Genomic DNA, 13813 nt, shown 5'->3' on the forward strand with positions numbered 1-13813 from the left:
GGGCGACAGCCTGATGGGGATATGGCCACAGTTGGGGCACCGAGCCGTCATAGCGTTTTCCATTGTTAGATGATGTCCCTGATTACGTTTTCTTGGCGATGTCATGGCGAAAGGCGCCAAGCCTATCAAGGCGCGCTCGATCCTGGTGGCGAGATTAGCAGGGCCCCTCTTTTATCACCTTCTTGCCCGGTAGCCACTTTTAGCTTAGTACCATTGGAGCTGAAAGGCTGCATACCGCTGGTTTCTACCACTGCTGACCGGCAGCTTTGAGGCGAACGCAGTCGTCTATGAGCGTCTGCTTCTGGCCGATTGCTTACTGTCGCGAAGGGCAGGAAACGCCTAATACCTACCCCTCAATTCCGCTAGGTCTCATCTGTAAGTAGACGGTGATACGAGTTGCTGAGTGCCAAAAAGAGCGGCTCACGCGTAGGAAATTTCCTACAACTCCGTCGGAAGAGCCTGAGTTTTTGCCGCTAAATTTCCTGTTCAAATCTCTCCTCAATGACTTTCCAGCGCCAGCTTGTTTAAGCGTGTCCTGAAAAAAACCAATGAGTGAGGGATTTATGAACAGCATTTACCGAACTATATGGAATCGCACGCGCACCTACTTTACGTTGCCGTCGGAGTCGGCGTCTGACGCTTTAAAATCGCGCAACAGCCTTGTGCGCTTTTCTTCAAAAGCTCCGGCTTTTGCCTTGAACACACTGTCCGCCAGCTTGTTGTTGGCTTTTTCCAGCATGGGGCACGCCGCTGTTATGGTCGTCGACGGCACGACCTATAGCGGAACCGGGACAGTGGCGGCATCAGGTAACAACAACCCTGCATTGCAGGTTATGAATGACGGTGAGGCGACTTGGAGCAGCGGCATTCTCAGCACTTCAGGCACCGGCTTAGGCGCTGTTCTGGTAGGAAGCAACTCCACGCTGAATTTGATCGGCATGACCGTAAATTCCCTCAAGGCCAAGACGTCTGGGTTGATGGCGTCTGGCGGCTCTACGGTAAACCTTCAAAATACCCAAGTCGCTGCACTGGGTGACAGCGTCGCGTTGAATGTCAAAGAAGCAAGCCAGCTACGTGGTAACGATGTGCAGATCAACAGCGCAGGCTCGGGCCTGCTCGTGACGAATTCGACGGCCGATGTCAGCAACCTCGATATTGTTACCCACGGATATCACGGGTATGCAATTGCAACAACAGGAACCAGTAACGTCAACGTTCGCGGAGTCTCCATTAAAACCACCAATCACAGGGGCTATGGAATATACGCCCTCCCAGGCGGGACGGTGGTGGCGAACGATATCGTGATCAGTACCTCGGGCGCCAATGGTATTGGAGTGCAGGCTAACGGAAAGGGTGCTGATATAAGTCTGGACGGCGGCAGTATCACCACAAGCGGAACTGGTGACAGTTACGGAGTTAATGCCTATGGAGGGGGGGCCGTTAATGTCAAGAACATGGACATTGCCTCTAAAAGCGAAGCGATAAGGGCTGAAGCTGGAGGGACGGCGAATGTTGAGTCGTCAAACCTGCACTCAACGGATACTGCCATCTCTGTCGCAAATGGAGGCATTGTCAATGCGAACAATGTGAATATCAAAAACAGCGGCACGAATGCGCCAATGGTTTGGGCGCTTGCTAATTCATACGTAAATCTTGTCAACAGCGATATTGAAATGTCGGGGAGCGATGGAATCTATGCTGATGCTGGAAATGTAACCCTCGATAACGTTCGTATTCACGGTGAAGTAGGTGGCTCGGGTATTGTCGCCCGCAATGGGGGCACAGTTGTGGGCAATAACGTCGATATTGCTATGAGTCTGGCTGATGATAGCGTCAAAGAGGACAACATAGGCCTGGGGCTGGCCTCTAGTTCACCTGTTTCCACTGTTAGCTTCGATAATTCAAGTATTAAGGTGAATGGCAAATTTGCCACTGCTATTGGCGCTTATGGATCGCTTCAGAAAAACGCCCTGCTTAAGAATACTGTAGTCAGTTCCGATAATGTTGCTATCAAGGCGGGCGACTCCGTTGCTTTTGATGTGACTGCTGACAGCTCTACCATCGAAGGTAAAACATTAATGGCCGGCGGGACTGCCAAATCGGGAGGACAGCGAGTTGTGAGCGTAGCACTGAGCGCCACTAACGGCTCCCGACTTAAAGGGAACGTGGAGATCGACCGTGATTACACCCTCGACAGCAGCCTTAACCTTAACGAAGCTTCTACCTGGAAAGGCGCATCGACTGGTTTACATAATCTGAGCCTTCGTGGTGGCAGTATGTGGACTATGACTGGCGACTCTTCGGTGAGCGCTCTTTCGTTGAACGACGGCCGTGTAAATTTCGACCACTCCAACGGCTTGTTCAAAACGCTGACGGTGGGCAATTTGAGCGGCAATGGCAGCTTCTTGCTCAACACTGACTTGGCGACGCTGCAAGGCGACTTGCTCAAGGTTGAAGGGCAAGTTGACGGGGAGCACACGCTGATCGTTGCCGATTCCGGCCGCCAGGCCCAAGGTGAAGCACTGATGCTGGTGGATACCAATGGCGGCGCGGGGAAGTTCGATTTGTACGGCGGTAAAGTCGACGTGGGTGCCTTCCGTTATGGCCTCGAGCAGCGCGGCGATGACTGGTACCTGGCCGGCACTGCCGAGGATGCGGGCGGTGGTGAAGGGCCAGTGGTTGATACCGGTGGCGGTGCGGGCGATGGCGAGGAGTCAGTGGGTAATACCGGTGGCGGTGCCGGAGGTATCGTTGCGCCCGTTAAACCAGTTATTAGCAATCCTCAGCCGGAGAATCTGAGTAAGGGCGCGAACGCTGCCATCGCTCAACAGGCGGCGGCCACAGGACTCATCGGTGCACAGATGAATGCCTTGACCAAACGACTGGGCGAGTTGCGTATGGGCAATGATGAGGGTGGTCTGTGGACTCGTGGCTTCGGGAAGGAGCAGCGCATCGATACAGGTTCCAGCCGTGCCTTTGAGCAGCAGGTCAACGGTTTCGAGATCGGCGCCGACAAGGCCATTCCTTTCTACAACGGCAAGCTGTACATCGGCGGTATGGCCGGACAAGGTGAGGCTCGTCAGAACTTCGGCGAAGGCAGCAAAGGCCAGATCGACAGCGCCATGCTCGGCACCTATGCAACCTACATCGACCAAAGCGGCGTGTACGTTGACAGCGTGCTGAAGTACACCCACTTGGACAACAAGGTCGACATCACCAGCAATATGGGTAAGAAGGTGGATGGTAAATACAAGAATCACGCAATCGCGGCGAGCGTAGAGGTTGGCAAGCAAATCGATCTTGGACAAGGCTGGTTCGTCGAACCACAACTGGAAGTGCAAGCGTTCCGCGTGGGCAGTGGCGATTACACCGCAAGCAATGGCTTGAAAGTCGAACAGGACGCCGTTACTTCCGTTCAGAGCCGAGTTGGCAGCCTGTTCGGTCGCAACATGAAACTGAATAACGGTATGTCAGTGCAGCCATACGCCAAAGCATCGTGGATTACCGAACATGCCGGTGACAGCAAGGTGAGCGTCAACGATGTGAGACTGGACAGCAAGTTGCCAGGTTCGCGGGCCGAAATCGGTGGCGGGGTAATCCTACAAACCGTCGAGAAGCACAAGTTCTTCATCGATGCGGAATACACCAAGGGCAATGGCATCGAACAGCCTTATTCGGTGAACGTAGGCTACCGCTACGCTTGGTAAAATCCTCTCCTGAAGGTATGCGTCCGGCCAAGTCATCTACCCAGCCCCGCGAGGCCAGGACATGGTGTGCACTTAAATTTAGGTGGACACCAGTTCTAGCCTTTTAAGCGGGTATTTCATGCAGCCACAACGCCGTTCCTACTCCAAGTCCTTCAAGGCCCAAGTCATTCAAGAGTGTGCCCAGCCCGGCGCTTCTATTGCCAGCATCGCGCTCAGCCATAGCCTCAACGCAAACCTCGTCCATAAATGGATTCGGGTACAAGCGCAGAAAAACACGGCGCCGCAACCTGCGTTTATTCCGTTACCCATGCAGCTGGCCGGAGTAAATTCGCAAGCTGCATCATCGAATATCTGCGTTGAGATCCAGCACCCGCGTGGCACCGTCAAAGTGAACTGGCCAACTGAAAGTGCTGCTGCGTGCGCGACCTTTCTTCGAGACCTGCTGCGATGATTCGCATCGACTCCATCTGGCTCGCTACCGAGCCGATGGACATGCGAGCAGGCACCGAGACCGCGTTGGCCAGAGTGATAGCGGTGTTCGGTGCGGCGAAGCCGCACTGTGCTTATCTGTTCGCCAACCGCCGCGCCACTCGGATGAAAGTTCTGGTGCATGACGGCTTCGGCATCTGGCTGGCTGCTCGCCGGTTGAACCAAGGTAAGTTCCACTGGCCAGGCATTCGCCATGGCTCTGAAATAGAGCTGGATACCGAGCAACTCCAGGCCCTGGTGTTGGGCCTGCCGTGGCAGCGCGCGGGCTCCGGCGGTGCGATCACACTGCTTTAACGGCTGCCATTAGCCTATCGGTCTATCGCCGCGAATTGCCTGGTCTGGCAAAATCGGCACCATGACTTCGCTCCCCAATCTCGATCACCTTACCCCTGAACAACTGCGCACTTTGGCGGCGCAGTTGATACAGCGTGTCGATACACTCGACCAGCAAGTCGAGACGATGGGCAAGACGGTCGAGACCATGGGCAAGAAGATCAGCCGCGACCAAACGCTGATCGAAAAATTGACCCACGAGATCGCGCAACTCAAGCGTTTGAAATTTGCCAAGCGTAGCGAGCAGATGAATCCCGAGCAGGCCAGCCTGCTCGATGATCTGATCGACACCGATATCGCCGCAATTGAAGCAGAGCTTCAAAGCTTGCAGGCAGTGATAACTCCGGCTGAGAAAAAGCAGAAGCCCAAGCGCACCGCATTACCGGCTGAGTTTCCACGCACACTGATCCATCACGAACCGGACAATACTCACTGCCCATGCGGCTGCGCCCTAAAGCGCATCGGCGAGGACGTCAGCGAGAAGCTGGACTACACGCCCGGCGTATTTACCGTCGAGCGCCATGTCCGTGGCAAGTGGGTATGCGATGACTGCGAAACACTGATCCAGGCACCCGTTCCGGCACAGGTCATCGACAAGGGTATCCCGACCGCCGGCCTGTTGGCCCACGTCATGATCGCGAAGTTTGCCGACCATCTGCCTCTTTACCGTCAGGAATCGATTTTCGGTAGAGCGGGCCTGGCGATTCCACGCTCAACCTTGGCCCAATGGGTTGGAGTTACTGGCGTGCAGTTGCAACCTCTGGTCGATGCGCTGCGCGATGTAGTGCTCGGGCACCAGGTCATCCACGCCGATGAAACACCCGTGCAAATGCTCGCTCCGGGCTCGAAGAAAACCCATCGTTCTTATGTGTGGGCCTACGCCACCAGCCAATTCTGCGAAACAGCGGCTGTCGTTTATGACTTCAGCCCCAGCAGAGCCGGTGAGCACGCTCGCAACTTCCTGCAAGACTGGAAGGGCAAGCTGGTGTGTGATGATTTTGGCGGTTACAAGGCCAGTTTTGAACTCGGCGTGACCGAGATCGGCTGCATGGCCCATGCGCGGCGCAAGTTCTTCGAACTGCACGCCACCAACAAGAGCCTGCTCGCCGAGCAGGCTCTGCGTTATATCCAGTTGCTGTACGAAATCGAGAGCGAAGCCCGCGACCTTGAACCGGATTTACGGCGCCGAATACGGCAAGAAAAAGCCTTACCGGTGATGGATATGCTGCATGCCTGGATGATCGCCCAGCGTGATCTTGTGCCCGAAGGTTCGGCTATCAGCAGAGCGTTGGATTACAGCCTGAAACGCTGGGCAGCGCTGTCGCGCTACCTCGATGACGGGGCCGTACCCATTGACAACAACTGGGCCGAGAATCAAATCCACCCATGGGCTCTTGGACGTAAGAACTGGCTCTTTGCAGGGTCGATACGCAGCGGAAAACGGGCGGCGGCGATCATGAGTTTGATCCAGTCTGCGCGGTTGAATGGGCATGATCCGTGTGCTTATTTGAAGGATGTTCTCACGCGGCTGCCGACACAGCGGGCGAGTGAAATCGACCAGTTGCTGCCGCATAACTGGCAGCCACCTAAACTGGGTTAACTCACTAACCTAAGGACATAGAATGCTCATTGTCTTCAGCGGCCTTCCAGGTACCGGAAAAACGACTATCGCAAGTGACCTTGCCACCAAAACAAGTGCCGTGTATCTGCGGATCGATACGATTGAGCAGGCTATTCGAGACTCCGGTGCTCTTGCACAAGACGTAGGGCGGAGCGGTTACATGGTCGCCAATGAGCTTGCTCTGAGCAATCTTCGTTTTGGCAGCACGGTCATAGTTGACTGTGTTAACCCAGTAATCGAAAGCCGAAAGGCGTGGAGCGATGTCGCCACACGCTCTGGTGCTCCATTAGTGAACATCCAAGTGATCTGCTCTGATAAACATGAACACCAGCGCCGGGTAGAAACCAGAAAGATTGATATTCCTGGGCTGACTCCACCAACCTGGCAGTCTGTACTGGATCATGAATACGAGGCGTGGGAAAGCGCTCCGTTTAATATAGACACAGCCCTGACGTCTCCGGCGCAGGCGGTGGCGATGATCACCGAACTATTTTTATCCCAGGAGTAGCGCCAGCTAAAGGCCCAAGGTCGCAAGGTCGCAAGGTGTGATTAGCAGACGCTTACTCCTGAAGGCAGTTTCAAATAAGCGAACAAGACCCGGATCTATGAATTCGGGTCTTGTTCGTTTGTGTTGTTAATATGAATCGCCAGTTGCATTTCGTCATTCGAGGCAAGAACCGATTCCTACATGAAAACCAACTGTGCCTTTAGCCAATAGGGTCGCATGACTTGTATGCGATTGACGTTTGGGTTGGCAGTTGTAGGTTTAGGCCACTGCCCACTTATGGCCGAAAGCCTTCATTCACAAGGGCGCTATTTAAGCCGCAATTGCTTATTGCGGCGACGTTATCGTGCTCTCACCGTCCACAGCTCATTTACCTTGGTCGTGTAGCTCTGACTCATCAGCTCTCTACGCATCGCCCAACCTGGCGCTATAGGCACACTGGCCACCCTGAGAACTCCCTTTCCCCAGCGGCCATTGATCTCATCCAGAACGCTCATGACCTTGTCTGCCATCACCGGCTGCGAGTGCGCGAACAGATCATCGGTGAACTCGCCAGGTTGCCGTAGATCCATCAGCAGAACCTCCGCCTTGCTGTACTTGAAGCCCGGTCTAAAGATACGATTGACCGCTTCGGTCGCAGCCTTGGTCATGAGTCGAACATCGTTTGTCGGGTAGGGTAGTTCGACGAGTGCGCCATTCGCATATTTCGCTTCTTCGGGATTGAACATGCCTGTCCTAATACTCACACGGATCTTCTTGCACAGCGAGTTTTGCGCTCTGAGCTTTTCCGCCGCGCGTTGGGTGTAAGTAGCTATCGCCTCCTTGATTGATTCAATGTCGGTGAGGCGTGTTCCGAACATCCGGCTGCAGCAGATTTCCTGTTTGGGTGGGTCAGCCTCACCTAGCTCGAGACAGGGAGTACCGGCGAGTTCGCGCGCCGTCTTTTCAATCACCACGCTGAATTTCTGGCGAAGCATCGTCGGGTCGGCTTTCGCTAAATCCATGGCCGTTCTGATGCCCATCACTTCCAGGTGAGCTTTCATGCGCCTGCCGATTCCCCAAACTTCTCCAACATCGGTGTTGCGCAGCGTCCAGTCCCGCTTGAACGGGTCGCATAGATCGACCACGCCGCCGGTGATATCCAGCAGACGTTTGGCGGTGTGGTTGGCGAGTTTGGCCAGTGTCTTGGTGCGTGCAATACCCACTCCGACAGGGATGCCCGTGCGCTTGAGAAGAGTGGAGCGCACGTGTCGCCCAAAAGCAGGTAGATCGCCAGGGATGCCAGTGAGATCGGCGAACGCCTCATCGATGCTGTAGACCTCGAGCGCTGGCACCATCGATTCGATAATCGTCATGACGCGTTCGCTCATGTCGCCGTACAGAGCGTAATTACTGCTGAACGCGACGATACCGTTACGTCGCAGATGGTCTTTGATCTGGAAGTACGGCTGCCCCATCTTTACTAATGGCTTGGCGTCGTAGCTGCGCGCAATCACACAGCCGTCGTTGTTGGACAAAACCACAATGGGCGTCTTTGCCAGGTCGGGTCTGAACACTCGCTCGCAGCTCGCGTAGAAGCTGTTGCAGTCAATCAGGGCAAAGACGGGCTCACGTGTTTTCATGATCGCGGACGCTGTATTTCACCACACCCCAGATCACGAGCTCATCGCCCTCCATGACATGTCTTGCCGGATATTTCGGATTCTCCGACAGGAGGAGTACGGCGTTCTCACGCAGAAGTAGGCGCTTGCAGAAAGGCTCCGAGTTCAGCGCTGCTATGACGATATCGCCACTGACCGCATCGATGCTTCGATCAACAACCACAAGATCCCCTGAATAGATTCCTGCGCCCTGCATGCTGTCCCCATCGATTCTCACCAGGTACACGTGCGGCGCGCGGATATCGAACAGCTCATCAAGGGAAATGTGTTTTTCGATGTGATCAGCCGCAGGGGAGGGGAAGCCCGCCGGCACCCTGGATGAATAGAGGGGCAGCTTCCTACCGCCAGACGCGAGAGGGCCGAGGATGGTGACGCTCATGATGCAAGCCTTTTGAGGTTAACTGTACATGCATACAGTTAACGATTTGGTTTGCTTGCGGTCAATCTCATAGCTACGACAATTCGACGGGTGACACCATCTGCGGACGCTACTCGATCTATGAATCGATGGATCACTACCTCAAGGAGCTTGCGCCAAGGCAGCTGTTGATTAATGGCTATGATCTTCATCGCCTTCGTCGACTGGAACATTGAGCACGCTTCTAGATTGCGTGTGGGGTTGAGCTAATCGGAGGCATAGTCATCTATTCCTGACTTGGCAGATTCGGTTTTCAGGATTCCCGAAAATATGCAAACCACTGCCGATGCTGGATCTTGGTTTGCAGGAGTCAGGTTCTTCGCTGGATAGCTATGCAATGAAAAACTTGCGGTGCCACGGAGGTCATGAGTTTGATCCAGTCAGCGCGGCTAAGGAGGGAATGTGTAGTGGTCGAATCGATTGAGGACAATAAGTTTCGCCTTCACCACCTAAGTGGCAATTACCAAGGGTAACGTCATTACAAATTCGCTACCCTTATCTTCGCCTGCGCTTTTACCAGTCACGGTGCCGCCGTGGGCTTCGATCAACTCACGCACCACTGTCAGACCAATCCCCAGGCCTGCCCCATTGAACCCAACCGCGTGAACATCCTGTACAAATGGCTCAAAGATGAACGGCAGTGCTTTGGGGGTTATACCAATGCCGTTATCGCAAATACGAATCTCCAGGTGCTCGGCATCTTTTTTCGCTGTGAGAGTAACCGTACCATCCTTAGGCGTGTACTTGGCTGCGTTGCCCAGTAGATTGCCAAGGATTTGAGCGAGGCGTGCCGGATCGCCGTTTACCATCAACACACACTCCGGCAACTCCGAGCTGAAATGTAACCCGTGGGCGACCATGACCGGTGTGCAGGCCTCTATCGCCTCATGGATGATCTGTGCCATATCTACTGGCTGGCGATCAAGGCGGAACTTGCCGGTGCTGGCTCGGGCAATATCAAGCAAGTCTTCGACCAACCGAGACATCTGTTTCACCTGTCCCTCTATTAACATCTGCATGCGCGGCAACTCTTCGCTAGGCACACGTACCAGTCTGCCAGCAATCATGCTAATGGGAGTTAGAGGGTTGCGAAGTTCGTGAGCCACCAGGTTGAGGAAATTGCGTTGCTGCTCCAGCGCATGTTCCGCTGCAACCTGCAGGTCTTGTGCGCTAAGCGCGGCTATCACCAATTGTTCATTGGCTTCGCGCATCTCCAGGTACATTTGCTGCTCTGCTTGAGCGAATTCCGGACTTTCAGCATCCGATTGCGCCGACAGAATTGCCAGCACTAACTGCTGGTTGGCTTCAATCAGTTGCTCGACGTGCTGGCTATTGACGAGCTGGGTATTGGCTTGGTTGAGTTCCTTATGCACCGCCGCGAGCACCGCCCGCGCCGCGACCGTTTTCCGTCCGAGCAGGAATAGCTCGCGTGCTGCAGTGGCTATCGCTCGCTCATTCTTTCCGTCGGCCTCACTCATGATATTTCGCTCATCCTTCGACTGTGCCCAAGCGCTGCTGGGTAGGTCGTCCACCAAGCAATCCTTCTTTATCCGGCAACATTTCGCCGATCTGTAAGCCATCATTGTCGATGCGGTACAGCCGCAGTTCATCGGAGTGGGCACTGGCCCGCAATTTGACCACGGCCATGATCCGCAGTAACCGGCTTTCTACTTCGATATAGCGTTGGACAATGATCGCGTCGGTTAGAAACGCTGTGCCGTAAGGGCTGAAGCGCAGATCGGTGTAGCGGTCTTCCAGCTCAGAGGTCATCAGCACGCTGACGCCGACGCTGGTGAGGGCTGTAACCATGCGCGACAGAGACTCACGGAAGTCTTCGCGGAAGGTCGGCGCCAGCGCCAGTTCGAAGCCTGACAGTGAGTCAATCACCACGCGTGTGGCATTCAGCCGTTTGATCTCGCTCAACAGCAACTGGACGATTTCGTCGATGGACAAGTCCGGCGCGCGGCTGTCCACCAGTCCGATCTGTCCGCTCTGGATAAGACTCGCGAGGGTGGTGTTCTGGGAGTGATTGGGCCGTTGCTCGAACATTGCGATCACGCCGGTTTCGCCGTTGCGCGCACCTTCAGCGAGAAAGGTCGCAGCCAGAATGCTTTTGCCCGAACCTGATGGGCCTGCCACAAGTAGTGAGTAACCCCGGGGTAAGCCCCCGCCAAGCATCTCGTCGAGCTGTGGCACACCCATTTTCAGGCGCTGCATTGGAAGCGTCGGGGGGGCTTCAACCTGGTTGAGTTGGGCTGGCGCAAAAACCTTGATGCCCGATGTAGCGATGCGGAAGGTGTGCAGGCCTGGCAGCGTTGGCTGGCCGCGCATCTTCATGATTTCCAGCTTGCGCACCATCGAGTTGCGCTGAACGCTCTGTCGCAACCAGATCAGGCCATCGGCCACGGTGAAAATCGGGTTGGTGTCGGTTTCGGTGAAGTATTCGCCAATCAGGAAGGTCGTCGCCTGCCAGGTGGTCATCAACATGCCCAGTTGCTGAACGAATTGCGGCAAGTTGTTGTTGGGGTTGTCCTGCGCCTGGCTCGCGAGCACGACTGAACGAAACGAGTCGACGAACACCAGCGCCGGAGAGTAAGCCTCTACGTCAGCGACGATGCGGCGTAACACTTCATCCAAATCCCCCGCCAGGGTGTCACTGGCCAGGTTGATGTAACGGATCGACTGATTGATGGCTTCGTCGTCGAAAAAGTCGAATTGCTGTTGGTAACGCAGCATCTTCAACGGAGGTTCGCCGAGCACGGTGAAGAACAATGCCGGACGCTCGGGCGTCGCCAAGGCGAACATCATTTGATGCGCCAGGGTGGTTTTGCCACAGCCAGGCGGGCCGGCGATAAGGTTGAACGAAAACTCCGGCAATCCCCCGCCCAGCACCTCGTCCAATCCTGGCACCCCGGTGGCCAGGCGGTTGATAGTCACTTTGGTGTTCATGGCGAATTTTCCTGCGCAGATGTGTCGCTCAAAGAAGGTTTCCACACGTCACGAAGCAAGCGTGCGGTGAGCGAGGGCCCGATCAGCGTAGTCAGCAGTTCGTAGAAGGTGATCAGTAGCACTTCACCAAAAAACAAGGCGTCTGCTTCGCTTTCTGTAACGAGTTCAGAATTAAGAGCGTTCAGATCCTGCGCTGTTTGCGCACGATCAGATATGTGGGCCAGGCGCGGATGGCGGGAGGCGCAGAGATGAAGGCTGCGTCGATAAAGCGCTACGACCCCCTGCTGACCAATGATGGGGGTAAGCGCAGCGTCCATTGCCTGCAAAATTGAAACAATCGCTTGAGCGATGCTTGCAGTATCAGCATTAGGGCCAACCTGGTGCGCCAGAGAAGCTACGATCTGGCGGCTCTCTTCGTTTAGCGCGGACATGGCTAGCTGATTTCTAAAGGGCAGAGCTTGATGGTACACCCTATAACGAATGCCAGAGGCTCAATTGGCTATTGATCAGTAGATACTATCATTTTCAATGATTTATCAGCCATACAGGGTTGTTCCTCGATCCATCAGGTTTACAAGGACAAATTGCTATCGCGGTACAACTACACAAGGAACTGCGATTACCTTGGCATCCGTTCCAGCTTCGCCTGTCATGTACATCACACCAACCTGGCGACTACGAATGACAACGCCAAGCGATACCGGGTAGGCATCATCAGCACGAAGGCGGTTAAAGGAGGAATGCCATCTCCTAATTTGATCTTGTAGCATCAGCGCCAATGGCATCAAGAGCACCTGCATGCGAGCGATCTTAAGGCCACTTTGGCGAGGCAGGATGTTTCATCTTTGATCCCGGTACGGGCCGATCATTCGCCTAATCAGGCCAGTTGGGGCTTCTACACCGATTTAACCGATAAGACCTCAACATACTTGTACTTCTTCCTGGCAGCCTTCACAGCCTCCTGCTCAGCAAGCAAGGAGCTCAACGTATCAGCCTCGTGAGTCAACTCAGTGATTATTCCCTCAAATTCGTTTCCAACTCGGAGCGTGGGTGAAGAAATCGCGTACCGTGCTCATACTCTGAGGATACCTTATGCTTACAAGATTCCTCGCAGTCCACCCTATAAATCGGGATATGATCGCGCTCTACGACTCAGATCCCACATGACTTATGGCCATCGATTTACAAGCGCTCTACCCCAAACTGATCCACCTAATGCTGGATACTGTTTTTGTGGTTGATGAAAGCGATCACATTGTTTTTGTGAGTGATGCCTGTAAGGCCCTGTTGGGCTACCGCCCTGATGAACTGATTGGCACCAATATCACCAGCTATATGCATCCTGAAGATTTGGATGCGACGCGAGGTTCGATTACCCGGGTGATGAATGGTCAACCTCACTTCGATTTCCGGAACCGTTACATCCGCAAGGATGGGGCAGTCGTTTACATCCTGTGGGCTGCATTCTGGTCGGAGGAGGTTGGTGCTAGGATTGGGGTCGCAAGAAACGTTACAGCTTTAGCTAAAGCAGAGGAGGAATTGCGCTTCCTTGCTCATCACGATCCGCTGACGAAATTAACCAATCGTTCGCTCTTTAGTGATCGACTGATATCTGCACTGCAGACTGCGCAGCGCCACGGTAATGAACTAGCTTTGCTATTTTTGGATATAAATGACTTCAAGAGTATCAATGATGTCCATGGTCACGCAGCGGGAGATCGTGTTCTGTGCATTATTGCCCAACGTCTCAAAAGCTGTGTGCGTGAGACAGACACCGTGGCTCGGATTGGCGGCGATGAATTCACGCTGCTGCTGACAGAAGTCCAGTCGAGGGAAGCGGTTTCCAAAAAGCTAGATCAGATTCACAAAGTCATGTCTGAGCCACTGGCTCCTGAATTCGGCACACTCAAGATGCCATTGTGCAGTATCGGCGTTGCATATTATCCCGAGCACGGAAAGGATGCCGATACACTGCTCTCTCACTCGGATAGTGAAATGTACCGTATGAAGAGGTATCGCAACTAGAGAGTTAAGAGTGGGGCGATAAGCTGCACTAATAAGGTTGTAAGAAGTAATGTTAGTTTGTTTTAGAAATTTCATGCAGCGTTTTATAGTAACTCAATAGAGATT

Annotated in this window: 11 protein-coding genes, 1 pseudogene and 1 riboswitch; of the genes and pseudogenes, 6 read left to right on the plus strand and 6 right to left on the minus strand. The window is 54.2% G+C overall.

Annotation, left to right across the window (positions count from 1 at the left end; translation table 11 throughout):
* Positions 1 to 563: 563 nt before the first annotated feature.
* The 5 genes from ACA074_RS09920 to ACA074_RS09940 all read left to right on the plus strand — a co-directional run bounded on the left by ACA074_RS09920 (position 564) and on the right by ACA074_RS09940 (position 6658).
* Positions 564 to 3707 (plus strand): autotransporter outer membrane beta-barrel domain-containing protein, encoded by a 3144-nt coding sequence (locus ACA074_RS09920; protein ID WP_497678889.1) that lies wholly within the window; start codon positions 564 to 566, stop codon positions 3705 to 3707.
* 118 nt (positions 3708 to 3825) lie between these two features.
* On the plus strand, positions 3826 to 4158 hold the full coding sequence (gene tnpA, locus ACA074_RS09925; protein WP_497678890.1) for an IS66-like element accessory protein TnpA: 333 nt from the start codon (positions 3826 to 3828) through the stop codon (positions 4156 to 4158).
* On the plus strand, positions 4155 to 4490 hold the full coding sequence (gene tnpB / locus ACA074_RS09930) for an IS66 family insertion sequence element accessory protein TnpB (protein WP_339493220.1): 336 nt from the start codon (positions 4155 to 4157) through the stop codon (positions 4488 to 4490). The genes tnpA and tnpB overlap by 4 nt, the downstream gene beginning before the upstream one ends.
* Before the next feature lie 61 nt (positions 4491 to 4551).
* The gene (gene tnpC, locus ACA074_RS09935) at positions 4552 to 6129 is read left to right on the plus strand and encodes an IS66 family transposase (protein ID WP_497678891.1); all 1578 of its coding nucleotides are present in this window, start codon (positions 4552 to 4554) and stop codon (positions 6127 to 6129) included.
* Between the two features lie 22 nt (positions 6130 to 6151).
* Positions 6152 to 6658 (plus strand): P-loop nucleotide/nucleoside kinase family protein, encoded by a 507-nt coding sequence (locus ACA074_RS09940; RefSeq protein WP_497678892.1) that lies wholly within the window; start codon positions 6152 to 6154, stop codon positions 6656 to 6658.
* 338 nt (positions 6659 to 6996) lie between these two features.
* Here ACA074_RS09940 and umuC read toward each other — a convergent pair whose 3' ends face one another.
* The 6 genes and pseudogenes from umuC to ACA074_RS09970 all read right to left on the minus strand — a co-directional run.
* Positions 6997 to 8277: a translesion error-prone DNA polymerase V subunit UmuC gene (gene umuC / locus ACA074_RS09945; RefSeq protein ID WP_497678893.1), complete on the minus strand. Its 1281-nt coding sequence runs from the start codon at positions 8275 to 8277 to the stop codon at positions 6997 to 6999.
* The gene (locus ACA074_RS09950) at positions 8264 to 8695 is read right to left on the minus strand and encodes a LexA family protein (RefSeq protein WP_497678894.1); all 432 of its coding nucleotides are present in this window, start codon (positions 8693 to 8695) and stop codon (positions 8264 to 8266) included. Before ACA074_RS09950 ends, umuC begins: the two co-directional genes overlap by 14 nt.
* 488 nt (positions 8696 to 9183) lie before the next feature.
* Positions 9184 to 10212 (minus strand): sensor histidine kinase, encoded by a 1029-nt coding sequence (locus tag ACA074_RS09955; RefSeq protein ID WP_497678895.1) that lies wholly within the window; start codon positions 10210 to 10212, stop codon positions 9184 to 9186.
* Positions 10213 to 10222: 10 nt separating this feature from the next.
* Positions 10223 to 11683 carry an ATPase domain-containing protein gene (locus tag ACA074_RS09960; protein ID WP_497678896.1) on the minus strand — a complete coding sequence of 487 codons (1461 nt, stop codon included), beginning with the start codon at positions 11681 to 11683 and terminating at the stop codon, positions 10223 to 10225.
* Positions 11680 to 12114: a hypothetical protein gene (locus tag ACA074_RS09965; RefSeq protein ID WP_497678897.1), complete on the minus strand. Its 435-nt coding sequence runs from the start codon at positions 12112 to 12114 to the stop codon at positions 11680 to 11682. The genes ACA074_RS09960 and ACA074_RS09965 overlap by 4 nt, the downstream gene beginning before the upstream one ends.
* A 177-nt stretch (positions 12115 to 12291) precedes the next feature.
* A pseudogene (locus tag ACA074_RS09970) lies at positions 12292 to 12390 on the minus strand (inorganic diphosphatase); the annotation flags it as partial.
* A riboswitch (Fluoride riboswitch) is annotated at positions 12382 to 12443 on the minus strand. (Overlaps the previous pseudogene by 9 nt.)
* Before the next feature lie 410 nt (positions 12444 to 12853).
* Between ACA074_RS09970 and ACA074_RS09975 the strand changes: the two are divergent.
* Positions 12854 to 13708, plus strand: coding sequence for a diguanylate cyclase domain-containing protein (locus tag ACA074_RS09975; protein ID WP_497678898.1), 855 nt, complete (start codon positions 12854 to 12856; stop codon positions 13706 to 13708).
* Positions 13709 to 13813 lie beyond the last annotated feature (105 nt).

The organism is Pseudomonas sp. LBUM1655, from assembly GCF_059716085.1.